Origin of the sequence: Candidatus Planktophila vernalis (assembly GCF_002288185.1) — a bacterium.
Classification (GTDB): Bacteria; Actinomycetota; Actinomycetes; order Nanopelagicales; family Nanopelagicaceae; genus Planktophila; species Planktophila vernalis.
This window is the reverse complement of sequence record NZ_CP016776.1, coordinates 123,665-149,080: the sequence shown is the minus strand read 5'-3', so window position 1 is coordinate 149,080 and position 25,416 is coordinate 123,665. Positions and strand designations below refer to the sequence as shown.

General features: G+C 45.8%; 25 protein-coding genes. 6 read left to right on the top strand and 19 right to left on the bottom strand.

What is annotated here, in order from left to right:
• Positions 1-87: 87 nt before the first annotated feature.
• Positions 88-579 (top strand): YajQ family cyclic di-GMP-binding protein, encoded by a 492-nt coding sequence (locus A7sIIA15_RS00780; RefSeq protein WP_095685363.1) that lies wholly within the window; start codon positions 88-90, stop codon positions 577-579.
• A complete protein-coding gene (gene rarD, locus A7sIIA15_RS00775) occupies positions 580-1,473 on the top strand; it encodes an EamA family transporter RarD (RefSeq protein WP_095685362.1) in 894 nt (297 codons plus the stop codon). It begins immediately after the preceding gene.
• On the opposite strand, the gene A7sIIA15_RS00770 is transcribed toward rarD, so the two are convergent.
• From A7sIIA15_RS00770 to A7sIIA15_RS00695, 16 genes are read right to left on the bottom strand one after another with little or no spacing between them, the layout of a single operon-like run.
• Positions 1,438-2,427, bottom strand: coding sequence for a polyprenyl synthetase family protein (locus A7sIIA15_RS00770; protein ID WP_095685361.1), 990 nt, complete (start codon positions 2,425-2,427; stop codon positions 1,438-1,440). The two genes, rarD and A7sIIA15_RS00770, sit on opposite strands and share 36 nt — an antisense overlap.
• Complete coding sequence (nuoN, locus tag A7sIIA15_RS00765; RefSeq protein ID WP_095685360.1) at positions 2,427-3,944, bottom strand: NADH-quinone oxidoreductase subunit NuoN; 1,518 nt, start codon at positions 3,942-3,944, stop codon at positions 2,427-2,429. The genes A7sIIA15_RS00770 and nuoN overlap by 1 nt, the downstream gene beginning before the upstream one ends.
• Complete coding sequence (locus A7sIIA15_RS00760; protein ID WP_095685359.1) at positions 3,944-5,452, bottom strand: NADH-quinone oxidoreductase subunit M; 1,509 nt, start codon at positions 5,450-5,452, stop codon at positions 3,944-3,946. Before A7sIIA15_RS00760 ends, nuoN begins: the two co-directional genes overlap by 1 nt.
• A complete protein-coding gene (nuoL, locus tag A7sIIA15_RS00755; protein WP_095685358.1) occupies positions 5,452-7,344 on the bottom strand; it encodes an NADH-quinone oxidoreductase subunit L in 1,893 nt (630 codons plus the stop codon). Before nuoL ends, A7sIIA15_RS00760 begins: the two co-directional genes overlap by 1 nt.
• Positions 7,345-7,346: 2 nt before the next feature.
• The gene (nuoK, locus tag A7sIIA15_RS00750) at positions 7,347-7,646 is read right to left on the bottom strand and encodes an NADH-quinone oxidoreductase subunit NuoK (protein ID WP_029635628.1); all 300 of its coding nucleotides are present in this window, start codon (positions 7,644-7,646) and stop codon (positions 7,347-7,349) included.
• The gene (locus A7sIIA15_RS00745) at positions 7,647-8,438 is read right to left on the bottom strand and encodes an NADH-quinone oxidoreductase subunit J (RefSeq protein ID WP_095685357.1); all 792 of its coding nucleotides are present in this window, start codon (positions 8,436-8,438) and stop codon (positions 7,647-7,649) included.
• Positions 8,439-9,050: an NADH-quinone oxidoreductase subunit NuoI gene (gene nuoI, locus A7sIIA15_RS00740; protein WP_095685356.1), complete on the bottom strand. Its 612-nt coding sequence runs from the start codon at positions 9,048-9,050 to the stop codon at positions 8,439-8,441.
• A complete protein-coding gene (nuoH, locus tag A7sIIA15_RS00735) occupies positions 9,043-10,290 on the bottom strand; it encodes an NADH-quinone oxidoreductase subunit NuoH (protein ID WP_095685355.1) in 1,248 nt (415 codons plus the stop codon). The genes nuoI and nuoH overlap by 8 nt, the downstream gene beginning before the upstream one ends.
• Positions 10,287-12,635: an NADH-quinone oxidoreductase subunit G gene (locus A7sIIA15_RS00730; RefSeq protein ID WP_095685354.1), complete on the bottom strand. Its 2,349-nt coding sequence runs from the start codon at positions 12,633-12,635 to the stop codon at positions 10,287-10,289. The genes nuoH and A7sIIA15_RS00730 overlap by 4 nt, the downstream gene beginning before the upstream one ends.
• Positions 12,636-13,916 (bottom strand): NADH-quinone oxidoreductase subunit NuoF, encoded by a 1,281-nt coding sequence (gene nuoF / locus A7sIIA15_RS00725; protein ID WP_095657684.1) that lies wholly within the window; start codon positions 13,914-13,916, stop codon positions 12,636-12,638.
• A complete protein-coding gene (gene nuoE, locus A7sIIA15_RS00720; protein ID WP_095685353.1) occupies positions 13,917-14,546 on the bottom strand; it encodes an NADH-quinone oxidoreductase subunit NuoE in 630 nt (209 codons plus the stop codon).
• Positions 14,546-15,883: an NADH-quinone oxidoreductase subunit D gene (locus A7sIIA15_RS00715; protein WP_095685352.1), complete on the bottom strand. Its 1,338-nt coding sequence runs from the start codon at positions 15,881-15,883 to the stop codon at positions 14,546-14,548. Before A7sIIA15_RS00715 ends, nuoE begins: the two co-directional genes overlap by 1 nt.
• Complete coding sequence (locus A7sIIA15_RS00710) at positions 15,880-16,509, bottom strand: NADH-quinone oxidoreductase subunit C (RefSeq protein ID WP_095685351.1); 630 nt, start codon at positions 16,507-16,509, stop codon at positions 15,880-15,882. Before A7sIIA15_RS00710 ends, A7sIIA15_RS00715 begins: the two co-directional genes overlap by 4 nt.
• Positions 16,510-17,067, bottom strand: a complete 558-nt coding sequence (locus A7sIIA15_RS00705) for a NuoB/complex I 20 kDa subunit family protein (RefSeq protein ID WP_095657688.1) — start codon at positions 17,065-17,067, stop codon at positions 16,510-16,512.
• A 3-nt stretch (positions 17,068-17,070) separates the two neighbouring features.
• The gene (locus A7sIIA15_RS00700; RefSeq protein WP_095657689.1) at positions 17,071-17,463 is read right to left on the bottom strand and encodes an NADH-quinone oxidoreductase subunit A; all 393 of its coding nucleotides are present in this window, start codon (positions 17,461-17,463) and stop codon (positions 17,071-17,073) included.
• Positions 17,464-17,482: 19 nt separating this feature from the next.
• Positions 17,483-18,175, bottom strand: a complete 693-nt coding sequence (locus tag A7sIIA15_RS00695; protein WP_095685350.1) for a demethylmenaquinone methyltransferase — start codon at positions 18,173-18,175, stop codon at positions 17,483-17,485.
• Positions 18,176-18,236: 61 nt separating this feature from the next.
• Between A7sIIA15_RS00695 and A7sIIA15_RS00690 the strand changes: the two genes are divergently transcribed.
• Together A7sIIA15_RS00690 and A7sIIA15_RS00685 are read left to right on the top strand one after the other, a co-directional pair.
• Positions 18,237-18,821 (top strand): biotin transporter BioY, encoded by a 585-nt coding sequence (locus A7sIIA15_RS00690; RefSeq protein WP_095685349.1) that lies wholly within the window; start codon positions 18,237-18,239, stop codon positions 18,819-18,821.
• 14 nt (positions 18,822-18,835) lie between these two features.
• Positions 18,836-20,056 carry an isochorismate synthase gene (locus A7sIIA15_RS00685; RefSeq protein WP_095685348.1) on the top strand — a complete coding sequence of 407 codons (1,221 nt, stop codon included), beginning with the start codon at positions 18,836-18,838 and terminating at the stop codon, positions 20,054-20,056.
• On the opposite strand, the gene menD is transcribed toward A7sIIA15_RS00685, so the two are convergent.
• Genes menD through menB form a run of 3 tightly spaced genes read right to left on the bottom strand, consistent with a single transcriptional unit; the run spans position 20,053 to position 23,414 of the window.
• Positions 20,053-21,627: a 2-succinyl-5-enolpyruvyl-6-hydroxy-3-cyclohexene-1-carboxylic-acid synthase gene (menD, locus tag A7sIIA15_RS00680; protein ID WP_095685347.1), complete on the bottom strand. Its 1,575-nt coding sequence runs from the start codon at positions 21,625-21,627 to the stop codon at positions 20,053-20,055. The genes A7sIIA15_RS00685 and menD overlap by 4 nt on opposite strands.
• Positions 21,624-22,571, bottom strand: a complete 948-nt coding sequence (locus A7sIIA15_RS00675) for an o-succinylbenzoate synthase (protein WP_095685346.1) — start codon at positions 22,569-22,571, stop codon at positions 21,624-21,626. The genes menD and A7sIIA15_RS00675 overlap by 4 nt, the downstream gene beginning before the upstream one ends.
• Before the next feature lie 3 nt (positions 22,572-22,574).
• The gene (menB, locus tag A7sIIA15_RS00670; RefSeq protein ID WP_420021907.1) at positions 22,575-23,414 is read right to left on the bottom strand and encodes a 1,4-dihydroxy-2-naphthoyl-CoA synthase; all 840 of its coding nucleotides are present in this window, start codon (positions 23,412-23,414) and stop codon (positions 22,575-22,577) included.
• An 80-nt stretch (positions 23,415-23,494) separates the two neighbouring features.
• On the opposite strand from menB, the gene A7sIIA15_RS00665 reads away from it, so the two are divergent.
• Together A7sIIA15_RS00665 and A7sIIA15_RS00660 are read left to right on the top strand one after the other, a co-directional pair.
• Complete coding sequence (locus A7sIIA15_RS00665; protein ID WP_095685344.1) at positions 23,495-24,571, top strand: AMP-binding protein; 1,077 nt, start codon at positions 23,495-23,497, stop codon at positions 24,569-24,571.
• A complete protein-coding gene (locus A7sIIA15_RS00660; RefSeq protein ID WP_095685343.1) occupies positions 24,564-25,412 on the top strand; it encodes a 1,4-dihydroxy-2-naphthoate polyprenyltransferase in 849 nt (282 codons plus the stop codon). Before A7sIIA15_RS00665 ends, A7sIIA15_RS00660 begins: the two co-directional genes overlap by 8 nt.
• The last annotated feature ends 4 nt before the right edge of the window (positions 25,413-25,416 follow it).

The window sequence follows — 25,416 nt, the reverse complement described above, 5'->3', positions numbered from 1 at the left end:
GGCAATTATGGATAGTGCGAAGGGAAAGGATACCTTAGCCTCGTAGTCGCACAAACCGCCTTTTAAGCCAGTGAAGGAGTCCTCACCATGGCAGCAGATGCAAGCTTTGACGTTACCTCCAAGATCGACCGTATGGAGCTCGATAACGCTATTAACCAGGCTATTCGCGAGATTGATACTCGCTTTGATTTCAAAAACACTGGTTCAAAAATTGAACTAGAGGGCGAAAAGGTTTTGATTGAAGCCGATACTGAAGAGCGCGCAAAAGCAGCACTCGATGTTGTCAAAGACAAGATGATTAAGCGTGGAGTTTCACTCAAGCACCTAGATGCAGGAGCACCACAACTGAGCGGCAAAATCTACAAAATTGCAGCACCTCTAAAAGAAGGTATTTCAACTGAGAACGCCAAAAAGATTGCAAAGCTTGTTCGCGATGAAGGCCCTAAATCAGTTAAGACTCAGATTCAAGGTGATGAACTACGTGTAACGTCAAAGAGTCGTGATGATCTTCAAGCAACTATGGCCATGATCAAAGATGGTGGCTGGGATTTCGCAGTTCAATTTACGAACTTTAGATAATTGAGTAAAAATAAGTTAGGCCTTGTCTTTGGCTTAAGCGCATACGGGCTGTGGGGTTTGTTTCCCCTATATTGGCCGCTGCTTGAACCAGCCGATGCGCTAGAGATTGTCTCCCACCGCGCAGTGTGGACTTTGGTTTTCTGCATCATCATCTTGGCAATTACTAAAGCGCTTAAATCTACTGTCACAACTCTCAAGCGCCCCCAAGTAGCACTCAAACTCTTTGCGGCCTCATTTTTAATCTCTGTTAACTGGCTGGTCTATATCTGGGCAACTAATAATGGCCACGTAGTTGAGGCATCCCTTGGCTATTACATCAACCCATTAATCATTATTGCTTTTGGTGTCTTGTTGTTAAAAGAGAAGATGCGCGTCTTGCAATGGGTAGCAGTTGGTATTGCATCCCTTGGCGTTTTAGTTCTCACTATCGACTACGGCCGTCTTCCTTGGATTGCACTTGCGCTAGCTATTTCATGGGGTAGTTATGGCCTTATCAAGAAGCAGTTGGGTCTTGGGGCACTTGAAGGTCTTGCGATTGAAACTGGCATTTCATTTATTCCTTATGCTGCATACCTCATCTACTTAGGCAATCAGGGCACAGGACAGTTTGGTAACACCCCAGGCTTAACATTTCTCCTCATTAGTGCTGGTGCAATAACTGCTATTCCGCTGCTTCTCTTTAATGGTTCAACTACTCGCCTACCGCTTTCAACTATTGGGCTTTTGCAATACATCACACCGACCTTGCAGTTCTCTATTGGCGTGTGGGTGCTTCATGAAGATATGCCACCTGCACGTTGGGCAGGTTTTCTCATTATCTGGGTTGCGCTGATTACTTTAGGAACAGATTTAGTGCGATCAAGCAGAGCGGTCGATAACAGCGTCACAAAGTGACATCAGCGCACCTGTTGCATCACACACAGGTAGTGGGCCCAGAGCGGTTCTAGCTTCTTTTGCAATCTGATATAACTGTTCACGCGATTCACCCAAAGCTTTGTGACTACGCAGTGAGCTCAGCACCTGCTGCACAGTATCTTCATCTTCAATAGGTGCCGATAAAAGCTGCTGCAATTCACGATCAGATGAATCAGTTGATTTCATAACATTGAGAGTGACAAGTGTTGGGACACCTTCTCGCAGATCCGTACCCGGGGTCTTTCCTGATTGATTTGATTCACTAGCAATATCGATAACATCATCGGCTAACTGGAATGCAACACCAATCTTTTCTCCAAATTTTGTTACTGTATCTGTGATTTCTGCAGGTGCTCCAGAAATCATTCCACCGTATCTAGCAGAAGCTGAAATAAGTGATCCTGTTTTATCCGCCACAACTTTTAAGTAATGCTCAAGTGGATCTTGTCCTGGGTTTGGTCCCTGAGTTTCCATAATCTGGCCAATTACCAAGCGCTCGAATGTGCGAGCCTGTAAGCGCACTGCTTCTGGGCCAAGGTCGGCTAATAAATCAGAGGACTTTGCAAAGAGAAAATCGCCCGTCAAAATCGCAATGGTGTTTCCCCATCGCATATTTGCACTTTCCACTCCGCGACGAAGTGGTGCCTCATCCATAACATCATCGTGATAAAGAGTTGCAAGGTGTGTAATTTCGCAGGCAACTGCAGCTGCAATAACTCCTTGACGTGTTGAATCACCAAACTGAGCAGTTAACAATGTGAGCAGTGGGCGCAAACGCTTACCGCCAGCGGCAACAAGGTGGTGTGCAGTTTCATCAACAAATGGGTACTCGCTGCGTGTGTGGCTGAGAAGCAGGCTTTCAACTTCGGCCATCTGTCGAATAAGCGTTGCTTCCAACTCTGGAGCAACGTTGGGAATGCCAAATGATGACATTAGCGAATGAAGGTTGCGAGGTTTGAGATGAAGTCAAGAATTGGCGCTGGGAAGACACCCAAGGCAATCGTCACGATCATCGAGAAGATAACCGCAATTGATGTCAGTGATGATGGAATTTCAACGCTTGTTCCATCTTCGATTGGATCAGTGAAGAACATCAAAACAATAACGCGGACATAGAAGAAGGCTGCGATTGCACTCGAGAGCACACCGGCGATAACAACACTAGTTGCGCCACTTTCATATGCTGCAGAGAAGATTGAAAACTTTCCAATAAATCCGCTAGTAAGTGGAATTCCAGCAAAGGAAAGCAGGAATGTAGCAAAAGCAATAGCAACCCAAGGTGAGCGCTTTCCTAAACCTTTCCAACGGTTGAGATCGGTTACTTCACCGGCAGAATCGCGAACCAAAGTCACGATGGCAAATGCACCAACTGTTGTGATGCCATAAGCAAAGAGATAAAACAGTGATGCCTCAAGGCCAGCCTTATTCAAGGCAATAACACCTGTTAACAAGAAGCCAGCATGAGCAATAGAAGAGTAAGCCAACATGCGCTTCACATCGCGCTGTGCGATGGCAACAAGTGAACCAAAGACCATAGTGATGATTGCAATGATTGTGAGCATTGGTGACCATGACCATTGGGCATTAGCAAAGACGGTGTAGTAAATACGAAGCATCGCACCAAAGGCTGCAACCTTTGTAGCAGCTGCCATAAATGCAGTTACTGGTGTTGGTGCGCCTTGGTAAACATCTGGTGACCAGGCATGGAATGGAACTGCTCCCACTTTAAAGAGCAGACCAACAGATATAAATGCGATTCCAATAAGTAGGAAGACATCGTTTCCACCGCCTCCGACAACGGCGTTGCGGATTCCGGTAAAGGTAATTGATGATGAGTATCCATAGAGGAAAGCTGCACCAAATAGGAAGAATGCTGATGAAAAAGCACCCAGTAGGAAGTACTTAAGTGCTGCTTCCTGTGATGCTAAACGGCGACGACGAGAAAGGCCTGCCATTAAATACAGCGGCAATGAGAGCACTTCGAGTGCCACAAACAATGTAATGAGATCACTTGAAACCGGGAACAACATCATTCCCGCAACCGCAAAGAGGGTAAGTGGATAGACCTCAGTTACTTGATTACCGCTTTGCATCGCATGACGCTCTTCTTCTGAACCTGGAAGTGCTGCAGCTAATGCAGTGAATTGCTGGGCATCTGCGATTAACAAAACAGAGATGAGAGAAATAATAAGAATTGAAGCCTGCATCAAAACCGCAGGACCATCTATCACCACAGAGCCCATTGCTGTAGAGAGTGATTGTTCGTTGCGAATTCGCCAGACCTGCACCAGTGCCAAAACTAAGGAGCCTAAAGTCACTGATAATTGTGTGATTGGGCGTAGCGCCTTAGACATAAAGGCTTCAACTAGCACGCCAATGATTGCTCCGCCCAGCACAATAAGCATAGGTGAGAGAAGTGTGTAGTTAAGAACTGGTGAGCTGAATTCCATTATTTATCACCATTCGTTGGAGCTGGATCAGTGAAGCCCATTTGAGCAATCACATGCGCTGAAGCTGGATTGATTACATTTAATAACGGCGAAGGATAGAAACCAAGTGCAATGATGATTGCCATCACTGGTGCAATTGCAACCTTCTCACGAATATTGAGATCACTTAATCCCTCATTACCCGGAGTTGTTGGACCGTGCAGAGCTTTTTGAACTGGAATCAAGATATAGAGCGCAGCTAGAACAATTCCAAATGTTGCAATCACTGCATGCACTGGATATCGAGTAAATGTTCCAACAAGAACTAAGAACTCACTCACGAAACTAGACAAGCCTGGCAACGCAAGTGAAGACATTCCAGCTAAGAAGAAGGACCAAGCCATCACTGGTGTGACGCGCTGTAGTCCGCCAAAGTCTGCAATCGTTGAAGAACCACGACGCGCAATCATCCAACCACCAACGATGAACAACGCTGCCGTTGAGAAGCCGTGATTAAACATATACAAAGTAGCCCCGCTATGGCCCTGTGAAGTCATTGCAAAGATACCCATGGTGATGAAACCAAAGTGTGAAATAGATGTAAATGCAATTAAGCGCTTTAGATCCTTTTGACCAATTGCAAGGATTGCGCCATAAACAATTGAAATCACTGCAAGAACCATAATCAATGGTGTGAAAGTCTTACTTGCCTCTGGGAACAAAGTTAGGCAGTAGCGAATCATTCCGAAAGTTCCGACTTTATCTAGAACACCTAGCAGTAACACTGATGTTCCAGGGGTTGCAGAAGCAGCAGCATCTGGCAGCCAGGTGTGAAGTGGCCACAGAGGTGCCTTAATTGCAAAGGCGATAAAGAAGCCTAGGAATAGGAAGTTCTGCGTAGTCGAACTCATTTCAAGTTGTGAAAGTGCTTGCAGATCAAAAGTATGTCCGCCTTGAGCACCTGACATCACATAGAGCGCGATGATTGATGCCAACATCAGTAATCCACCGAAGAGGCTGTAAATCAAGAACTTAACTGCAGCCGCTGAGCGCTCACCAGTTCCGTAACCACCAATAAGGAAGTAAACCGGAATCAACATCGCTTCAAAGATGACGTAGAACAAGAAGACATCAGTTGCTGCAAAGACACCAATCATCATTGTTTCAAGAACAAGGATGAGAATGTAGAACGTCTTAACGGACCAACGGCCACCGTGAGCTTCATTCCAACCTGACAACACAACAATTGGTGCCAAAATTGTTGACATCAAAATCAAGACAAGGGCTAAACCATCAATACCAACAGCAAAGTTAATACCAAAAGTTGGAATCCATGAATACTTCTCGACAAACTGAAGATCCACGTTATCGCGCTGGAAGTTCATAGCCATTGCAATAGTTGCTCCTGCAACAATTACAGTGGTTGCAAGTGCAACTTGCTTACTCAAAACCTCTTTTGTCTTAGGTGTAGCTGCTACGGCAATTGAGCCAATGATTGGTAATAACATCAATAACGTTAATGAATTCATTATTGAACCACCACCCAAATCGCACCAATCAAAAGGGCCGCGCCAACAAAGATCAGCGCTGCATAACTACGAACAAATCCGCTTTGCACCCCGCGTAGAGCTGAACCTGAGTTCATCGCCAATTGGCCCACTCCGCGCACTGCACCATCGATAACCGCTTCATCTGTTTTAACCAAAGCCTGCGTTAACTGCGCACCTGGGCGCATAAAGACGGCCTCATTGAAGCGATCCTGCATGAGATCTTGGCGCGCAATCTTTGTTAATACTGAGACATTTTCTGGCGCGATCGCAGCAACTTCTTGGCGTGAATACTTAAAGAATGCAATCGCAACACCAATGGCAACCATTGTTAAGGCAAGTGCTGAAACAACAATTGGTTCGAGCAGGTGATGCTCGTGCTCTTCATGATGATCAAAGAGTGGATGTAGCCAGTTAACGAGTGCATCACCACGAGATAGCAAGAATCCAGATGAGACTGAACCAATTGCAAGAATTGCCATTGGTAGCCACATCAACCATGGGGATTCATGAGGATGAGCATCCTCATCCCAGCGCTTTGTTCCGGTGAAAGTAAGAATCATGACGCGAGTCATGTAGAAGGCAGTAATTCCTGCACCTAACAATGTAATTGAGCCTAGAAGAAATCCCTTAATACCACCGGCGTTAAATGCGGTTTCAATAATCATGTCCTTGGAATAGAAACCTGCAAATGGTGGCACACCAAGGATTGCTAAATACCCAAGTCCAAATGTCACAAATGTAATTGGCATGAACTTTCGAAGTGCGCCGTACCTGCGCATATTTACTTGATCATTCATTCCATGCATCACTGAACCTGCACCAAGGAACATTCCAGCTTTAAAGAAGCCGTGTGTTAGCAAATGCATGATTGCGAATGCATAACCAACTGGACCTAATCCAGCTGCAAGAGTCATGTATCCAATTTGAGACATTGTTGAAGCAGCGAGTGCTTTCTTGATGTCATCTTTTGCAGTACCAATGAGTGCACCAAATAACAATGTAATCGCACCAACAATGACAACTAGTAGTTGGGCAGTTGGCGCAGCATCGAAAATGAAGTTGGAGCGAGTAATGAGATAAACGCCTGCTGTAACCATTGTCGCTGCGTGAATAAGTGCTGAAACAGGGGTTGGGCCAGCCATCGCATCGCCGAGCCATGCCTGTAATGGGAATTGAGCTGATTTACCAGCTGCTGCAACTAGCAACATAATTCCAATGGCAGTCAGTGCCCCAGTTGATGTCTGATCGACCTGCTCTTTGATTCCCGCAAATGAAACAGTTCCTACTGTTGCAAAGGCAATCATGATTGCAAAAGAGAGCCCCATGTCACCAACACGGTTCATAACAAATGCCTTCTTTGATGCAGTTGCATAAGCAGGCTTTTGATTCCAGAAGCCAATCAATAGATAAGAAGCAAGACCCACGCCTTCCCAACCAACATAAAGGTTGAGGTAGCTATCACCGAGCACCAACAAGAGCATCGCTGCAATAAAGAGGTTCAGATATGCAAAGAAGCGTCTGCGATCTTTATCGTGTGACATATAAGAAATTGAATAAATGTGGATTAACGTTCCAACGCCGGTAATGAGTAGCACGAAGCAGATTGAAAGTTGATCGAGGAGTAATCCCGCATCAACCTTAAAACTTCCAACCGAGATCCACTCAAATAGCTTTTGACCCACTGGGCGCTCTTCTGTAGATCGGCCGAGCATCAATGAGAGTTGGTAGAGACCAACAGCAAATGATGATGCCGGCATAAGAGTTCCGAGAATGTGGCCCCACTTATCAGCACGTCGACCTGCAAGTAAAAGAATGGTTGCGCCAAGTAATGGCAGTGCAATTAAATAAACGAGGCTGTTTGAAGTCGTCATGGCTATCGCTTCAACAAACTAGCATCATCAACTGATGCTGAACGGCGTGAGCGATAAATCGTCACGATAATTGCAAGACCAACTACAACCTCACATGCGGCAACAACCATCGTAAAGAAGGCCACTACTTGTCCGTTGAGATCTCCGTTGATTCTGGAAAAAGTCACAAAAGCTAGGTTTGCAGCGTTGAGCATGAGTTCAACACACATGAAAACAACGATTGCATTGCGTCGAACAACCACTCCAACAGCTCCAATAGTGAAGAGAAGTGCGGATAGATAGAGATAGTTAGCTGCATCCATTTACTTCTCCTCTCCCTTACTGGTGTCGACCTTGCCGAGTTCAAAGGTTCCTGAAGTCAACATGTCTCCACGTGCTTGCAAAGTGGCGTTAATTGAGTTCGCAGCTGGCGTGCCATCTGGCAAAAGAGCTGGAACATCTACAGCGTTGTGACGAGCAAACACACCTGGCGCTGGAAGACCTGCAGCGTTAGCAAGTGATTTCCCGCGGAAGCGTTGGGTTGAAAGTTGGCGCTGAGTTGGTCGCACTTGAATACTTTGGTGATGTGCAAGAACCATTGCACCCAGCGCTGCAGTGATCAAAAGCGCTGAAACAACTTCAAATGGCCAGACATATCTTGAAAATAGAAGCTGTGCGATGCCTTGAACATTTCCCAGTGAATTGGCTGCCTCTAATCCAATTGCGTTTCGACCAAGAGTTGCACGACCAATTAAGGAAACCATCAAGCCACCAAAGCCAACCGCTGCAACTATCGCAATTGGTCGAAGACCTGGGATTGTTTCAGTGAGTGAATCAGATGAATCAACACCGACAAGCATAAGAATAAAGAGGAAGAGCATCATTACTGCGCCGGTATAAACAACAATCTGCACGATTCCAAGGAAGAGTGCATCTTGAGCAATATAGAAAACTGCCAAGTTGACCATGACAGATGCCATCAAAATTGCAGAGTGCACAGCTTTCTTAACAAGCAACATCCCTAACGCTGCAGCAACAGTCAATGGGGCAAGAACCCAGAACAAAACAGCTTCTGGAGTCTGTGTTTGACCCACTGAAATAGCTAAATCAACCATCTACTTCACATCCTGAGATGGGTGTGATTGCTTCACATCACCCTTGTAGTAATTGCTGTCATCCATATCTGGATACATTGGATGCGGAGGCATCAACATTCCCTGGCGAAGTGGTGCCAATAAATCTTCCTTTTCAAAGATTAACTTTTCACGTGATTCATCAGCTAATTCATATTCATTTGTCATAGTTAAAGCACGTGTTGGGCAAGCTTCAATACACAGTCCGCAGAACACACAACGCAGATAGTTAATTTGATAAACCTTGCCGTAGCGCTCTCCTGGAGACATTTGATTCTCTGGAGTGTTATTTGCACCTTCAACATAAATTGCATCTGCTGGACATGCCCAAGCACAAAGTTCGCAACCAATACATTTTTCTAAACCATCTGGGTGACGGTTAAGTTGGTGACGACCATGGAAGCGCTCAGCTGTTGGTGCTTTTACTTCTGGGTATTCAACTGTAAGAGTCTTCTTAAAAATCTTAGAAAATGGAATCCAGAAACCTTTCAGGTGTCCAAGTAGTCCTACTGATTCACCTGTTTCCATCTTTGTGTAGGCGATATCGTTAACTGAAATCTCACTCTTCTTTAGCGGTTCGAGTTGCTCAGACATGATCGCCTCCCTTGCTACTTTGTGACACATTGATGTTTGAAACATTCATTGGAACAGTTGGAACAGCAAAAGATGGCTCACTGACTTCAACCTCAAGTGATTCCAGCTTTTTCTTCTTAGCATTTTCAAAGCCGATGTTTGCAGCCATAACTAGAAGAACTACAAAGCTTGCAAAGCCAATGACAACAATGCGTGGAGCACCTTCAAGTGAGAGTGTGCGAAGGGTTGCAACAACCAAGATCCAGAGAATTGATACTGGAATCAAGATCTTCCAACCAAACTGCATAAATTGGTCATAGCGAAGGCGTGGGAGTGTGCCGCGTAGCCAAACGAATACGAAGAAGAAAACAAGCACCTTTGAGAAGAACCAGATGCCGGTAAACCATCCGCCTAACCAGGCTTCAGTAAAGCCAAGTCCTGGAGGTGCGTGATACCCGCCAAGGAAGAGAGTTGTGGCAAGAGCTGAAACTGCGATGATGTTTACATACTCAGCCAAGAAGAAGAGTGCGAACTTAAGTGATGAATACTCAGTGTGGAAACCACCAACTAATTCACCTTCTGCTTCAGCTAAATCGAATGGTGCACGGTTAGTTTCACCCACCATTGAGATTGCATAGATTGCAAATGATGGGAACAGCACAACGCCATACCACCACGTTGATTGCGCAGCCACGATGTCAGAAGTTGACATTGAACCTGCATAAATAAAGACAGCAACGAGAGAAAGTCCCATTGCAACTTCATAAGAAATCACTTGGGCACTTGAGCGCAATCCGCCAAGGAGTGGATATGTAGAACCAGATGACCAACCAGCCAACACAATTCCATAGACACCCACTGATGCAATTGCTAATACATACAAAACCCCGACTGGAAGATCAGTTAATTGCATCGCAGTGGTCTTGCCAAAGAGTGAAACTTCACCAGTAATAGGAATGACAGCAAAAGACATAAAGCATGTTGTTGCACTAATAATTGGTGCAAGAACGAAGACAATCTTGTCTGCGGCCGCTGGAATCAAATCCTCTTTGAGCGCTAACTTCACGCCATCAGCTAAAGCTTGAATTAAACCAAATGGACCAACACGGTTTGGGCCTGGACGCTCTTGCATGCGACCAACAAGGCGACGCTCTCCCCATACCGACATAAGTGTGAGAACAACACAGAAAATAAAGACAAGGAGTGCCTTTATGAGAATGGTTGTCCCTGAATCTGCGGCAATGAGCTCTGCTGTTGTCATACCTTCACCACACTCACTACTGCGCCATGTGCAACGCCTAGATTTACTAGTAATTGAGAACCACGTGAATTACGTGGTGCCCAGATAGCATCGTCATGAATATCTTCAACAAGTGCCCTCAAAGTTACTGAACCTAGAGAAGTTGAAATCTTAAGTTTGTCGCCATCGACCACGCCAAGAGCGCCAGCGCGCGTAGGTGAAATAACTGCAACAGTTTTTCTGGCTGTTCCTGCAAGGTGTTCTTCACCTTGTTGCAAAGTTCCAAGATCGAGCAAGCGGCGCCATGATGTGAGAATGAATTGATCTCCAGACACTGCTGGCTGCGCAGCTGCAGAAACTTTGCTCATTGATACGCGAGCACCCTCCCACTTACCAAGGGAAGCAATTTCCTTAATAGCGGCTGTAACAGTTCCAAGATTTATTGATGTACCCATCTCTTGGGCAATCATGGAAAGAATACGAAGATCGCTGCGATTAAGTGAATCTTGCACTGCAGCATCAAATGAACGTGGTCGGCCTTCCCAGTTCAAAAATGAACCGCTCTTTTCAGTAACTGCAGCAACTGGCAATACAATATCTGCATGTTGTGTAACCGCGCTGCTAGCAATTTCTAGAGAAACTACAAAAGCCTTATCAAGTGCTGCAAGTGCGCTTTGGCTATTTTCACCATCAAGTGGATCAACGCCGCCAACAACTAATGCACCGATTTCACCAGCATTAACTGCTGCATAAATCTCTTGCGTGCTCTTACCTTCTGCACTTGGTAATGAATCCGTTCCCCACACCGCTGCTATATCAACACGTCCTGATGCATCAGTAACTGGGCGTCCACCTGGCAATACGTTTCCGATCGCACCAGCTTCAAGTGCACCGCGCTCTCCAGCACGACGTGGAATCCATGCAATCTTGGCACTGCTTGAATCCGCAAGAGCTGCAACTGCGCTTAATACTCCAGCACTTTCAGCAGCTCGCTCCCCCACCAAAATCACTGATTTTGAAGTAAGTGATTGTGAGGCAATAGCAGCAGCTTCAGCCCCTGGAGCAACCTTTACAAACTCACCCTTGAGTTTTTCCACTCCAATTGAAAGCTTGGTTGCAATTGCTGTGACCTTGAGCGCGCGCTTTCGTACTTGCTTATTCAAACGCAAGAAAACAATCGGTGATTCTTCTTCTGGCTCAAAGCCAACGAGTAGAACGTGATCTGCGCGATCGATATCCAAATACGTTGTAGTTGAACCAACTACGCGTGCTGCAAGGAATTCACGCTCTTCATTTGATGAAAGACGTGAACGGAAATCAATATCGTTTGTGCCAAGTGCAACACGTGCAAACTTGCTATAGCCATATGCATCTTCATACGTTGCACGACCACCAACAAGAACTGCAGCCTTTGAAGCTTTCAATCCCTTTGCTGCTGCAGCTAAAGCCTCTGGCCACGATGCTGCAACTAATTCTCCAGATGCATTTCGAACCATTGGAGTTGTGAGACGATCAACTGAAGTGACATATTTAAATGCCCAACGTCCCTTATCGCAGTTCCACTCTTCATTCACAGTTGAATCATCACCAGCAAGGCGACGCAAAGTCTTTCCACGGCGAACATCTGTGCGCATATCGCAACCAGATGCACAGTGCTCACAAGCAGATGGTGTTGAAACTAAATCAAAGGGACGTGCACGGAATCGGTATGCAGCACCAGTAAGTGCTCCCACCGGACAGATTTGAACTGTGTTACCTGAGAAATAAGATTCGAAAGGTTTGTTTTCATAGATACCAACTTGTTGCAAAGCACCACGTTCATTCAATGTAATAAATGGGTCAGATGCGATCTGCTCAGAAAAACGTGTGCAACGAGCACAGAGAACACAACGCTCGCGATCAAGTAAAACTTGAGAAGAGATGTTGATTGGCTTTTGGAATGTGCGCTTCACGCCTTCAAAGCGAGTTTCACCCTGGCCATTGCTCATTGCCTGGTTTTGCAGTGGGCACTCGCCACCCTTGTCACACACTGGGCAATCAAGTGGGTGGTTAATAAGTAGTAGCTCCATAACACCGCGCTGTGCCTTTTCAGCAACTGGTGAAGTGAGTTGAGTTTTAACAATCATTCCTGGCTCAACTGGAATCGTGCAAGAAGCCTGTGGCTTTGGAAAAGCACGGCCATTAATTTCAATATCGACCAAACATTGGCGACATGCACCAACTGGATCGAGAAGTGGGTGATCACAAAAACGTGGAATCTGAATTCCAAGTTGTTCTGCGGCGCGAATTACTAATGTTCCCTTAGGAACGCTCACTTCAAATCCATCAACAACGACAGTGATCATGTCTACAACTTCAGTAGTCATTTATGCACCTGCCCCTGCAAAGAGAGTTGATGCAACTGGATCAAATGGACATCCACCATGAGTGATGTGAGCGATGTATTCATCGCGGAAATACTTAATAGATGATGTGATTGGACTTGTTGCACCATCACCTAGAGCACAAAATGAGCGGCCCATGATGTTGTCGCAAAGATCGAGCAACTTAGCAAGATCTGCTTCAGTACCTTTACCTGCTTCAAGATCGCGTAGAAGTTGTACTAACCACCATGTGCCCTCACGACAAGGTGTGCACTTACCGCATGACTCATGCTTATAGAACTCAGTCCATCGCAATACTGCGCGAACAACACATGTTGTTTCATCAAAGATTTGTAGAGCCTTAGTTCCAAGCATTGAACCGGCAGCTGACACACCTTCGTAATCCAATGGAACATCTAGATGCTCAGCTGTAAATAGTGGAGTTGAAGATCCACCAGGTGTCCAGAACTTCAATGTGTGACCAGTGCGAATTCCACCTGATAGTTCAAGAATCTCGCGAAGAGTAATTCCAAGTGGTGCTTCAAACTGTCCAGGGTTATTCACGTGGCCTGAGAGTGAATAAAGCGTTGCGCCTTTGCTCTTCTCAGTTCCCATGCTCTGATACCACTCAGCGCCATTAGCAATAATTGCTGGAACTGAAGCAATGGATTCAACGTTATTTACAACTGTTGGGCGGGCATAAAGGCCTGCAATAGCTGGAAATGGTGGGCGCAAACGTGGTTGTCCACGGAAGCCTTCTAGTGAATCAAGGAGTGCGGTTTCTTCACCGCAGATATATGCACCAGCACCGATATGTAAAACAACATCAATGCCATTTCCAAGTAATCCTGCTTTGTAAGCATCTTCGATTGCTTGATTCACTCGACGAACAACATGTGTTACTTCGCCTCGAATATAGATAAATGCATGCTTTGCACGAATTGCATGGCAGGCGATGATGCAGCCTTCAATAAGAACATGTGGGTTTGCCATCAATAGCGGTGTGTCTTTGCATGTTCCTGGCTCTGATTCATCAGCATTAACAACTAAGTAATGCTCTCTGTTATCACCCTGTGGAATAAATCCCCACTTCATGCCTGTTGGGAAACCTGCTCCGCCACGACCGCGTAGCCCAGAGTCTTTTACAAGTTGAATAATTGCATCTGGATCCATTGCAAGTGCTTTAGCTGATGCGGTGTAACCACCGTGACGCTTATAGCCTTCAATTGTGAATGAATCTTTTTCATCCCAATGGGCAGAAAGAACTGGAGTTAACTTAGTCATTTACTTAGTTTCTCCCTTTGCAATTTTCAAACCAAGAAGTGTTGGTCCGCCGGCTTGAACACCTTCATTTGCTCTTCCATCATTTAATCCTGCAAGAACTTCTGATGCTTGCTTCCATGTAACCAAAGTATTTGGTCCACGTGTTGGAGGCTTTGGATTTCCAGCACGCATTGAATCAACTAAATCTTTTGCAGATTGAACAGTCTGGTTGTCATAGAACTCCCAATTAGCCATAACAACTGGTGCGTAATCACATGCAGCATTGCACTCAATATGCTCAAGTGAAACTTTGCCATCTGCTGTAACACCATCGTTTTCAATTCCAAGGTGATCTTTAAGCGCACCCATGATTTCATCCCCACCCATGATGGCGCACAAAGTATTTGTGCACACACCCACGTGGTATTCGCCCACTGGCGTTGGCTTATATTGGGTATAAAACGTAGACACAGCAGTGACTTCAGCAGCTGCAAGCTCTAGCTGCTGGGCAATGATTTCAATTCCCTCATTAGTCACATAGCCCGCACGTGATTGAACAAAGTGGAGCAACGGCATGATTGCAGAACGAGGACGTGGATAACGCTTAATAATCGTTTCCATGATTGCTAGATCTTCTTGTGAGAATGCCATTAGCGGTCAACGCCTCCCATAACTGGATCGATAGAGGCAACAGCGCCAATGATGTCGGCAACCATGCCACCTTCACTCATCGCAGAAGTTGCTTGCAAGTTATTAAAAGATGGTTCGCGAAAGTGCATGCGATAAGGCTTAGTTCCACCGTCAGAGACAACCTGGGCACCAAGCTCACCTCGTGGAGATTCAATTGCCACATAGACCTGGCCTGCAGGAACATGGAAACCTTCTGTAACTAACTTGAAGTGGTGAATCAATGACTCCATTGATGTTCCCATGATTTCGCGGATGTGATTGAGAGAGTTACCCAGTCCATCACCGCCCATTGCCAACTGTGCTGGCCAAGCGATCTTCTTATCAGCAACCATGACAGGTGCACCTTCTAGTTTTTCCAACTTATCAAGTGCTTGCTCAATAATGCGAAGTGACTGCTCAAGTTCATTCATGCGAATTAAGAAACGTCCATAAACATCGCAAGTATCTGCAGTGATCACATCAAAGTTGTAATCCTCATAACCACAATACGGTTGCACCTTGCGTAGATCCCAAGGCAATCCAGTTGAACGAAGAACCGGGCCTGTGATTCCAAGAGTGGTGCAACCGGCAAGATCTAGGTAACCAATGCCTTGTGTGCGCTTCATCCAAATTGAATTACCAACGAGCAACGTTGTGTTGTCTTTAAAGTTCTTGCGCATCAGCTTTACAGCATCGCGAATCTTTGGAATCGCACCTGCTGGAAGATCTTGCTGAACTCCACCTGGGCGCACATAAGCCATATTCATGCGAAGACCAGAAATCATTTCAAAGATATCTAGAACAGTTTCGCGCTCACGGAAGGCAAAGAACATAGGTGAAATAGCGCCTAATTCAAGGGCTCCTGTGCCAAGTGCAACCATATGAGAAGAGATTCGGTTGAGCTCCATCATCATCACGCGAATAACGCTGGCGCGCTCTGGAACATCCTGTGTAATTCCCAAAAGCTTTTCAACAGCTAAGCAGTAAGCAGTTTCATTAAATAGTGGAGCTAAATAATCCATACGCGTTACGAAAGTCGTGCCCTGAGTCCAGCTGCGGTATTCCATGTTCTTTTCAATACCTGTGTGTAGGTAGCCAATTCCAGCACGAGCTTCAGTAACTGTTTCGCCCTCTAGCTCTAGAACTAAACGCAGAACTCCGTGAGTAGATGGGTGCTGTGGACCCATGTTCACAACAACGCGCTCTTCTTTAGTTGAACCAATCTCTTGAACGAGTGAATCCCAATCGCCACCAGTTACTGAATAAACAGTTCCTTCAGTGGTATCTCGAGACGGTGCATATGGATCAAAAGTTGTCACTTGTAGCTCCTTCTCTCATTAGGAGGAGGAGTTGTTGCGCCCTTGTACTCAACTGGAATTCCACCGAGTGCATAATCTTTACGTTGTGGATGTCCTTGCCAATCATCTGGCATCAAAATACGAGTAAGACCTGGGTGGCCATCAAAGATGATTCCAAACATGTCAAAAGTCTCGCGCTCATGCCAGTTATTTCCTGCCCACACTTCAACAACTGATGGAATGTGAGCATCTGCATCAGGCACTGATACTTCAAGGCGAATGCGTCGATTATTTGTTAGTGACAGCAATGGATAAACGGCGTGTAATTCACGTCCTGCATCTGCTGGATAGTTAACTCCAGAGACACCCATGCACATTTCAAACTTTAATGAATCACGCAAAATCTTAGAAACTTCCACCAGTTTTTCACGCTTCACATGCAAAGTTAATTCACCGCGATCAACAACTACGCGTTCAATTGCATCTGAAAACATTGGATATGCGCGCTCTAAATCATCAGCAACTTCATCAAAATAACTGCCATAAGGACGCTCGGATGAGCCTGTAGAAGCAGCTGTGCGGGCTAGCCCGCCATATCCTGATGTGTCGCCGGTGCCCTGAGCACCAAACATTCCTTGTTCACTCATTTAAGCCAACAGGCCCTTCATCTCAATAGTTGGCTTTGCATTCATTGCAGCAAGTTCAACTTCCTTGATGATTTGTGCGCGATTTGAGCCTAATTTTTCATCATAAATCTTTGAATGTAGTTTCAAGATTGCATCAAGCAACATCTCAGGACGTGGTGGGCAACCTGGAAGATAGATATCAACTGGAACTACGTGATCAACACCTTGCACAATTGCGTAGTTGTTAAACATTCCACCTGAAGATGCACAAGCACCCATTGCAATTACCCACTTTGGCGCTGCCATTTGATCATAAATCTGGCGAAGCACTGGGGCCATCTTGTTTGAAACACGTCCAGCAACAATCATTAAATCTGCTTGACGTGGGGATGCACGGAAAACTTCCATACCAAAACGTGAAATATCGTATTTAGCTGCTGAACCCACTGCCATCATTTCAATAGCACAGCAAGCAAGACCAAATGTTGCTGGCCACAATGAGTTCTTGCGCATGTAGCCGGCTAGCTTTTCAACAGTGGTTAGAACAAAACCGCTTGGGATTTTCTCTTCAAGACCCATTTTTTAATCCCATTCCAATCCACCGCGTCGCCACACATATGCATATGCAACAAAGACTGTTCCAATGAAGATAGCCATTTCGATTAAGCCAAATAGTCCAAGTGCATCAAATGAGACTGCCCATGGGTAAAGGAAAACAATTTCAATATCAAAGATAATGAAAAGCATTGCCGTTAAAAAATACTTAACTGGAAAACGTCCACCTTCAGCAGCTTGTGGTGAAGGTTCAATTCCACACTCATAAGCATCTAACTTCGCACGGTTGTAGCGCTTTGGACCTGTCAGAGCGCCTGCAACTATTGAAAAGACCGCAAAACCAAAGCCAATAGCCCCTAGTACCAAAATTGGCACGTATGGATTTGATGTAGCTGGCACGGATGAAATCTTAGAGTTCATTGGCTAATGCCAATGACCGCTAGCCCTTTATCCCGCTGTGAACTGCAACAACCCCGCCTGTAAGGTTTTTCCAGCTCACCTTGCCCCACCCCGCCTTTTCCATGGCTGCAGCCAAACCCTTTTGATCCGGCCATGCCCTAATGGATTCAGCCAAATAGACATAGGCATCTGGGTTAGAGGAGGTCTTGCGGGCAATGGCTGGCAGGGCCTTCATCAAATACTCGGTATAGATGGTGCGAAAGGGGCGCCAGGTGGGATGGCTGAACTCGACCACGACCATGCGACCGCCTGGTTTGGTGACTCGAAGGGCTTCTGCGAGCGCCTTGGGGTAATCCACAGTGTTTCGAAGGCCATAGGAGATGGTCACAACATCAAAGCGATTGGCTTCAAAGGGCAGATTGAGGGCATCTGCCTTTGAGAAGTTCAGATAAGGGCGGCTTTTGCGGCCCACGGCCAGCATTCCCTCAGAGAAATCTGTAGCAAAGACCGTTGCCCCTGCTTTATGGAGGGGTTCAGAGGATGAGCCCGGGCCAGCGGCTAAATCGAGAATCTGCATTCCTGCCTTTGGGGCGATTATCTTCGTTGCAGCTTTGCGCCAGGCCTTGGTGCGACCCAAACTGAGTAAATCATTGACCAGGTCATAGCGCTTGGCCACGCCATCAAACATCGCTGCTACTTCATCAGGATCTTTGCTCAAATTAGCGCGCGACATAGCCGTATTCTCCCTTGAAGTAGGCTCATCCACAACTCAGCCAACACGAGAGGACTCGAATATGTCATTTCCAGCCACATCCCTTCGAACAATCGTGCTGCCTCGAGCAAGTGCTCTGAGCAATGCGGTGTTAATTGTTGGGGGCGTGTTTTTCTTAGCTGCCCTCGCCCAAATTGCGATTCCAGTTCCAGGTTCACCTGTTCCGGTTACTGGGCAAACTCTTGGTGTTCTCTTAGTTGGAACCACCTATGGCGCATCACTTGGCTTTACAACCTTTGCCATATACCTCTTAGCAGGAATAGCTGGTGCTCCAGTATTTGCTGGACAAAGTTATGGAATTGAAAAAGTCGTTGGGGCAACTGGTGGCTATTTAGTGGGAATGCTTGTTTCAACATTTCTTTTAGGTTTACTTGCACAGAAGCGTTTAGATCAAAAGTTTGCAACAGCTCTGCCTTCAATGCTACTTGGAACACTAACAACATTTACATTCGGTTTGCTCTGGCTCCATCAGTTCACTAGCCAAAGTTGGAGTTGGACAATAAATGCAGGATTAACTCCATTTATAGTTGGTGAAGTACTAAAGATTGCAATTGCCGGAACCTCACTTCCAATTATTTGGCGGATAGTAAATCGAAAGCACAATTAAGTAGAACTTCACTTATGACTTCCCTCATTCCTGTTACAACCACCCGCCTTGGCGATCATCTACCCTTATTGGATTTGCTTCCAGATTCAGCACCAACTGCGTGGGTGCGAGGCGGTGAAGGTTTAGTTGGTTGGGGTGTTCATGCGACAACAACTGTTAGCGGGCCACATAGATTTGCCGATGCCAGACACTGGTGGCAGAAGCAGTTAGAGACATTTGCAGTTACTAATACCGTTCACGGAAACGGCACCGGACCAGTTCTGTTCTCTTCATTTTCTTTCTCACCCGATGATGTCTCTGTCCTTGTTATTCCTAAAGTAATAGTGGGTAAAAAGGGCGATAAATCATGGATTACCTGGGTTGGCTCTGATCCACAACCAATTCTTAATTCAGAAAGAGCAGATTTGCCTAAGACTTCTGTGACCTGGGAAGTGAGTGAAAGTAGTGATGAAGCCTGGAAATCAGGTGTGAAAACCGCAGTTGATCGTATTCACAATAATGGATTGGACAAAGTTGTATTGGCTCGCGATGTTGTTGGAACTTCAGAGAGTGCAATCGATGCACGCTCTATTTTAAAGACCTTGGCTGCTGAATACCCTTCCACTTGGAATTTCTCAGTTGCTGGATTAGTAGGAGCAACGCCTGAACTTCTTTTGCGTTTAACAAAGAGCATGGTCACATCCCGAGTCTTGGCCGGAACTATTAGCAAGACCGGTGATGATGAGCGAGATTTAGCACTTGCTGCATCACTTGCGCGTTCATCAAAGGATTTAGAAGAACATGAATATGCAGTGCGCTCGGTTGCAGATGCCATTGAGCCTTTCTGCACATCCATCAACGTTCCAGAATCTCCTTTTGTTTTGCACTTAGCAAACGTCATGCACCTTGCAACTGATGTGACTGGGGCTCTTGCTGAAACTTTGGCCCATGTTGATGCATTCACAATCTTGGAACAACTTCATCCATCGGCTGCGGTCTGTGGAACTCCTAGAGATAAAGCTGCCGCCCTTATTAATGAAATTGAAGCAATCTCTCGTGGCCGCTATGCAGGCCCTGTTGGTTGGATTGATGCTGCAGGAGATGGTGAATTAGGTATTGCTCTTCGTTGTGGTCAGATTAAAGGTGATTCAATTCGAATCTTTGCTGGGTGCGGCATTGTTGTTGGATCAGATCCGGTAAAAGAGTTAGCTGAAAGTGAAGCAAAGTTCATTCCAATGCGAAGCGCCTTGCTTTAAATAGAGTTCATCGATTCATAGATAGCTTTAAGTGAATCTGCATTCTCGTCTCTGGATGCAACATTTGCCACAACAATTGAAATTCCTTTAACTGCTGATTTCAATACCTTCTTCAGCTCATCAGTAGATGAAATTGTTGATGCGCTAATCCCCATTGCGCCGGCAATTGCAGCTGGGTCAAGGCCATGTGGTGTGCCAAAGACGCTTTCAAAGCCATCCACACCGCGCTGTGGCAAAGTAGAAAAAATGCCGCCTCCATCGTTGTTAATCACAATGAAGCAGCAATTGATATCTTCACGATGAATTAATCCAGTCAAATCATGCAAGAAAGATAAATCACCCAGTACTGCAAAAGTTTGCTTGCTTGCTGAAGCAATTCCTAGTGCAGTTGAGATATTGCCATCGATGCCTGCTAGTCCACGGTTTGCGTGTGTTGTCACACCACTACGTGGAGCTGCAAAACCTTCTAAGTCTCTAATGGGTCTAGATGATGAAACAAAGAGGGTGGAACCCTCAGGCAAATTAGCTGCTACTTCTCTGGAAATCACAGCTTCGCTAAATCCAGTTAGCGCGTCAATACTCTTGGCAGCGCGATCTGCATATTTCTCCCACTGCTCACTCCACTCAGGTGATGCTTTTTTTGTGTTGAGCTCTGGAATCTGCATAAAGCGCTTATCTGCATGCCTGTCACTATCTACAGTGGCCATGCGTGGATCGATAACAATCTGAGTGGGCGCAAGTTTTAAGAAGGTATTAATTGAGCGCGACAAAGTCGTGCGACCTATCACAATTACTGTTTGTGGAATCAACGCTGCGCGAATTTGAGCTGATGTTAAGAAGATAGCGGCATGAGCTACTGCATCGGCAAATGTGAGTGGATCTTCGGCAATGATCGGCCAACCTAATTCTCTAGCAAACTTTCTAACGCTCTCAACGCTTAATCCGCCTCGATCATGACCAATAACCAGAACACCTCTGTTGGCATCACTCTTGAGAGTTGTTGGCTTAGTTCTAGTTTCGAAAGCCTTGGCAGAGACTTTAATTTCATCTAGCCACTGATCAGAATCATCTGGAAGCATCGGTTCATCGAATTGAACGTTTAAATGCACTGGACCATTTCGCAAACTATCAAAAGGCAGATCCATCGGAAATACTGGTCCGTCGATATCTGCAAAGTAGCGAACTGCTTTTCCATAAATTCTTGCTTGTTCGGTCGTTTGATTTGCACCAGTTTTGCGCAAGATGGCAGGGCGATCAGCAGTTAAAACTAATAGCGGAGCATTGGTGTGGCTGGCCTCTAGTACTGCTGGATGGTAATTAGCAACTGCCGTTCCACTTGTGCAAACAATTGGAACCGGGCGACCAGTTGCTTTAATGATTCCTAATGCAAAGAAAGCTGCTGTGCGTTCATCAATTCGCATGTGCAACTTAATTAATCCACGCTTTGATGCAGCAAAGAATGCAAGTGAGAGTGGGGCATTTCGAGAACCTGGAGAAACAACTACGTCAGTGATTCCCGCTTCAATAATCTGGCGAACCATCACGCGCGCAAGGCTGGTTGAGTTGTTCATCCCAGTAGCGCCGCTGTTCTCATGATTCGATTCTTCCACCAATCAAAGCGCTCAGCCGACACTTCCAACCCATCAAAGTTGGGCTCAAAGCGCTGAATCTGCATTTTTCCATCAACAATTGGAATCTCTGCAACGTTCTTTGCTAGCAGTGAGCCTGTGCCAAGGCCGCAGTCATAACTCATCTCTTCAAAGGAGGCGGCCAAAATTAGTCCGTAATTAATTCCCACGGCACTTTCAAGGGCGCTTGAAACAACGACAGGTAATTTGTGGTGAGCTGCTAAGGCATGTGCATTTCTTATTCCACCTAGAGGTTGAACTTTTAGCATCACAATATCGGCCGCGCCTTGTAACTCCAGCGAAAATGGATCTGCTGACTTTCGGATTACCTCATCCACTGCGATTTTCAGCGGAATACGGATCTTGCTCTTGAGTTCCCTTAATTCATCCAGAGTTGCACAGGGTTGTTCAACATATTCAAATGGTCCAACATTTTCGTAGAAGGCATAGAGATTGGTAAGCGCTTGCTCAACGCTCCAAAGGCCGTTGACGTCGATACGAATATTTACTTTGCGACCAAGTGAACGAATTCTTGCCAATCGGACAATATCTTCGCTGAGGTTATCGCCAACCTTAACTTTGTAGGTTTTTACACCTGGATAGGAGGCGACTAGATCATCCACGACTTTTTTGTCGTTGGTGGCAGGAATTGTTCCATTAACCGTAACCGATGTGCGAAAAAGCTTTGGTCTTGGCTGTGTTGCAGCCTCTATTGCACAGGCTAACCAGCGTGAAGATTCTTCATCTGAGTATTCAAGAAAAGGTGAAAACTCTGCCCAACCTTGTGGGCCTTCAAAGAAAGCAACTTCACGGTGATTGATTCCACGAAAATTGGTCTTCATGGGAAGGCTAATGACTCTTAAAGAGTCGAGAATCAAATCAAGCATCGCTTAAGGGCGCTTTGGAAATTTCCCGAAATCAGGATCTCGTTTTTCCATATATGCATCGCGTCCTTCTTGACCTTCTTCAGTCATATAGAACAACAAGGTTGCATCCCCTGCTAACTGCTGAACACCGGCTAATCCATCATCTGCTGCATTTAAACTTGCTTTAAGTAAGCGCAGTGCAAGTGGAGAGTTACGTAGCATCTCGCGACACCAAGAAACAGTTTCTGCTTCTAGCTCTGCGATTGGAACAACAGTGTTTACAAGTCCCATATCGAGGGCTTCTTGGGCGTTGTATTGGCGAGTCATAAACCAAATTTCACGGGCTTTCTTTTGACCAACATGTGCTGCAAGTAGACCTGCACCATATCCGCCATCAAATGAACCAACCATTGGACCCGTTTGGCCAAACTTTGCATTATCTGCAGCAACTGTTAAATCACAGACAACATGTAATACATGTCCCCCGCCAACTGCCCAGCCTGCAACCATTGCAACAACTGGTTTTGGTGTGCGACGGATTTGTACCTGTAAATCTAAAACATTAAGACGGCCAATACCCTTTTTAGCTAATTTGTCATCGCCAAGATATCCGTCGTCACCGCGCACATTTATATCGCCACCTGAACAAAAAGCTTCAGTACCTTCGCCAGTAAAGATAATGACGCCAACTTCTTCGTTATCTCGCGCTAAATGAAAAGCTTCAATTAATTCAATAATTGTTTGAGGACGAAATGCATTACGAACTTGAGGTCGATTAATTGTGATCTTGGCAATGCCATCACCCATTTGATATTTAATATCAACGAACTCTTCACCGCCGGGCGCAGTTATCCAATGAGGTATCTCACGGCTACCAAAATCACGCTTAAAGGGCTTGCTCACATTTCCTCCATTGTCTTTACAAGGGATACCCTACGGGTGCAATGGAGATGACGTCACAACGAGATATTCACCGGGTCAGCCCTGCGTGCGCAATCCCTGATTTAGCGGGAGAAATCACAGCAGCCCTGGCTGGTACTGGCCCAGCCTTAGGTCTTGGCGAAGTTCGATCAACTAGCGCCCCTTCACGTATCGCATTAGTTATTGGCACTAGTGGCACTACTGGAATGAGTAAAGAGGTTGCTTTCACAGCTTCGGCATTACTTGCATCTGCGCGGGCATCAAATAAGTTCTTAGAAGCAAAGTCTGGCCAGCAGTGGTCTTTGTTCTTACCGTTAACACATATTGCCGCGGTTAATGTAATTATTCGATCAATGGAACTTGGAACACTTCCTATTGATTTGCGTGAACACCAAGGTAAATATCCAAAAGTTGATTTCACGTCAATTGTTCCGACACAGTTATTTAGAGCTCTCAATAGTGATGAGCGTTTACTGCGCCATCTACAAAGTGCACAAGCAGTATTAGTGGGAGGCGCAGCAATATCACCAGCTCTTAGCCAGCAAGCGAAAGATGCTGGAATCAATGTTGTTGAAACCTACGGAATGACTGAAACTTCTGGTGGCTGTATTTATAACGGTCAAGCAATTGAAGGTGTTGAATATTGCCTCAATGAAAAATCTTTAGTTCAAATCCGTGGTTCGGTAATGTCAGAGACTTACCTGAACGCTCCAGAGCTCTATATTCTTAGCGATGGATGGTTTGTTACAAATGATCTTGGTGAAATCATAAATGGCAAGCTTCATATCTTGGGACGAGCCGATGATGTAATCATTTCAGGTGGAGAGAATGTCTCACTCACTGCCATAGAAGCAACGCTTTCAATTCGTTATCCAGAGATTGAATTTGCTGCCTTTGCAGTCAATGACATTCAGTGGGGACATGCTTTGCACCTAGCTGTCGTTGGTGAAATCGGTGAGAGTGAAATTGCGCATTATTTAGAGGCAGCGTTAGGGGCTGCATCAAAGCCAAAAGGAATTCATCACTTAGAACAGTTACCCTTGCTCGGTATCGGCAAAGTCGATCGCATAGCCCTTGCGAAAATGGTGGGACATGAATAAATGGATTCTCGGTGCGCGCCCGCGCACACTGCCCGCAGCAATCGCACCAGTATTTGTTGCAACTGCTCTAGCAGGTAGTGATTGGAACTGGTTTCGAGCAGCTCTTGCTCTAAAGGTGGGAGTTTGGCTTCAGATCGGCGTTAACTATGCCAACGATTATTCAGATGGCGTTAAGGGAAGCGATGACAATCGCATTGGGCCAACACGTTTAGTTGCAAGTGGTTTAGCAACAGCTGCGCAAGTAAAACGGGCAGCATTCATATCTTTTGGTATCGCCTCTATCGCCGGAATCTGGCTATCGCTACTTAGTTCACCATGGTTAATAGTTGTGGGTATTGCAGCTATTGCTGCAGCATGGGGTTACACCGGCGGAAAGAATCCATATGGCTATAGCGGTTTGGGTGAAGTTTCAGTATTTGTCTTTTTCGGTTTGACTGCAACAGTTGGTACGTTCTATGCACAAACTGGTCGTGTCACCGCCCTGAGTGTTTTGTGTGCCATACCTATGGGCGCTCTGTCTTGTGCGATCTTGGCAGTTAACAATTTACGTGATCGTGCTCAAGATGAGTTAGTCGGAAAGCGAACTCTTGCCGTAAGACTAGGTGATTCAAAAGCTCGCAAAGGTTTTGTGGCATTGCTAGCCATCGCACATATAAGCGCACTTGCAACTTTGGTTCCTAGCTCTTTACTGACTCTGGCCGTTCTTCCATTAACAATCTCACTATCGCGCGCAGTTTTGTCCGGTGCAAGTGGGCCTAACCTCATTCCGTTGCTGGGCAAGACCGGCAAACTTCAGATGTTTTTTGGGGCGCTCTTTGCACTCGCTCTAGCGATACAATAATCCC

Coding starts and splice junctions, on each gene's coding strand:
- A7sIIA15_RS00665 (WP_095685344.1), top strand. CDS start 23,495: ATGGAGATGACGTCACAACGAGATATTCACCGGGTCAGCCCTGCGTGC.
- nuoL (WP_095685358.1), bottom strand. CDS start 7,344: ATGACGACTTCAAACAGCCTCGTTTATTTAATTGCACTGCCATTACTT.
- A7sIIA15_RS00770 (WP_095685361.1), bottom strand. CDS start 2,427: ATGTCATCATTTGGCATTCCCAACGTTGCTCCAGAGTTGGAAGCAACG.
- nuoF (WP_095657684.1), bottom strand. CDS start 13,916: ATGACTAAGTTAACTCCAGTTCTTTCTGCCCATTGGGATGAAAAAGAT.
- nuoH (WP_095685355.1), bottom strand. CDS start 10,290: ATGACAACAGCAGAGCTCATTGCCGCAGATTCAGGGACAACCATTCTC.
- A7sIIA15_RS00760 (WP_095685359.1), bottom strand. CDS start 5,452: ATGAATTCATTAACGTTATTGATGTTATTACCAATCATTGGCTCAATT.
- A7sIIA15_RS00730 (WP_095685354.1), bottom strand. CDS start 12,635: ATGACTACTGAAGTTGTAGACATGATCACTGTCGTTGTTGATGGATTT.
- A7sIIA15_RS00780 (WP_095685363.1), top strand. CDS start 88: ATGGCAGCAGATGCAAGCTTTGACGTTACCTCCAAGATCGACCGTATG.
- A7sIIA15_RS00705 (WP_095657688.1), bottom strand. CDS start 17,067: ATGGGTCTTGAAGAGAAAATCCCAAGCGGTTTTGTTCTAACCACTGTT.
- nuoK (WP_029635628.1), bottom strand. CDS start 7,646: ATGGATGCAGCTAACTATCTCTATCTATCCGCACTTCTCTTCACTATT.
- A7sIIA15_RS00675 (WP_095685346.1), bottom strand. CDS start 22,571: ATGCTTGATTTGATTCTCGACTCTTTAAGAGTCATTAGCCTTCCCATG.
- menD (WP_095685347.1), bottom strand. CDS start 21,627: ATGAACAACTCAACCAGCCTTGCGCGCGTGATGGTTCGCCAGATTATT.
- A7sIIA15_RS00745 (WP_095685357.1), bottom strand. CDS start 8,438: ATGGTTGATTTAGCTATTTCAGTGGGTCAAACACAGACTCCAGAAGCT.
- A7sIIA15_RS00695 (WP_095685350.1), bottom strand. CDS start 18,175: ATGTCGCGCGCTAATTTGAGCAAAGATCCTGATGAAGTAGCAGCGATG.
- A7sIIA15_RS00690 (WP_095685349.1), top strand. CDS start 18,237: ATGTCATTTCCAGCCACATCCCTTCGAACAATCGTGCTGCCTCGAGCA.
- nuoI (WP_095685356.1), bottom strand. CDS start 9,050: ATGTCTGAGCAACTCGAACCGCTAAAGAAGAGTGAGATTTCAGTTAAC.
- nuoN (WP_095685360.1), bottom strand. CDS start 3,944: ATGGAATTCAGCTCACCAGTTCTTAACTACACACTTCTCTCACCTATG.
- A7sIIA15_RS00660 (WP_095685343.1), top strand. CDS start 24,564: ATGAATAAATGGATTCTCGGTGCGCGCCCGCGCACACTGCCCGCAGCA.
- A7sIIA15_RS00700 (WP_095657689.1), bottom strand. CDS start 17,463: ATGAACTCTAAGATTTCATCCGTGCCAGCTACATCAAATCCATACGTG.
- nuoE (WP_095685353.1), bottom strand. CDS start 14,546: ATGGCATTCTCACAAGAAGATCTAGCAATCATGGAAACGATTATTAAG.
- A7sIIA15_RS00710 (WP_095685351.1), bottom strand. CDS start 16,509: ATGAGTGAACAAGGAATGTTTGGTGCTCAGGGCACCGGCGACACATCA.
- A7sIIA15_RS00685 (WP_095685348.1), top strand. CDS start 18,836: ATGACTTCCCTCATTCCTGTTACAACCACCCGCCTTGGCGATCATCTA.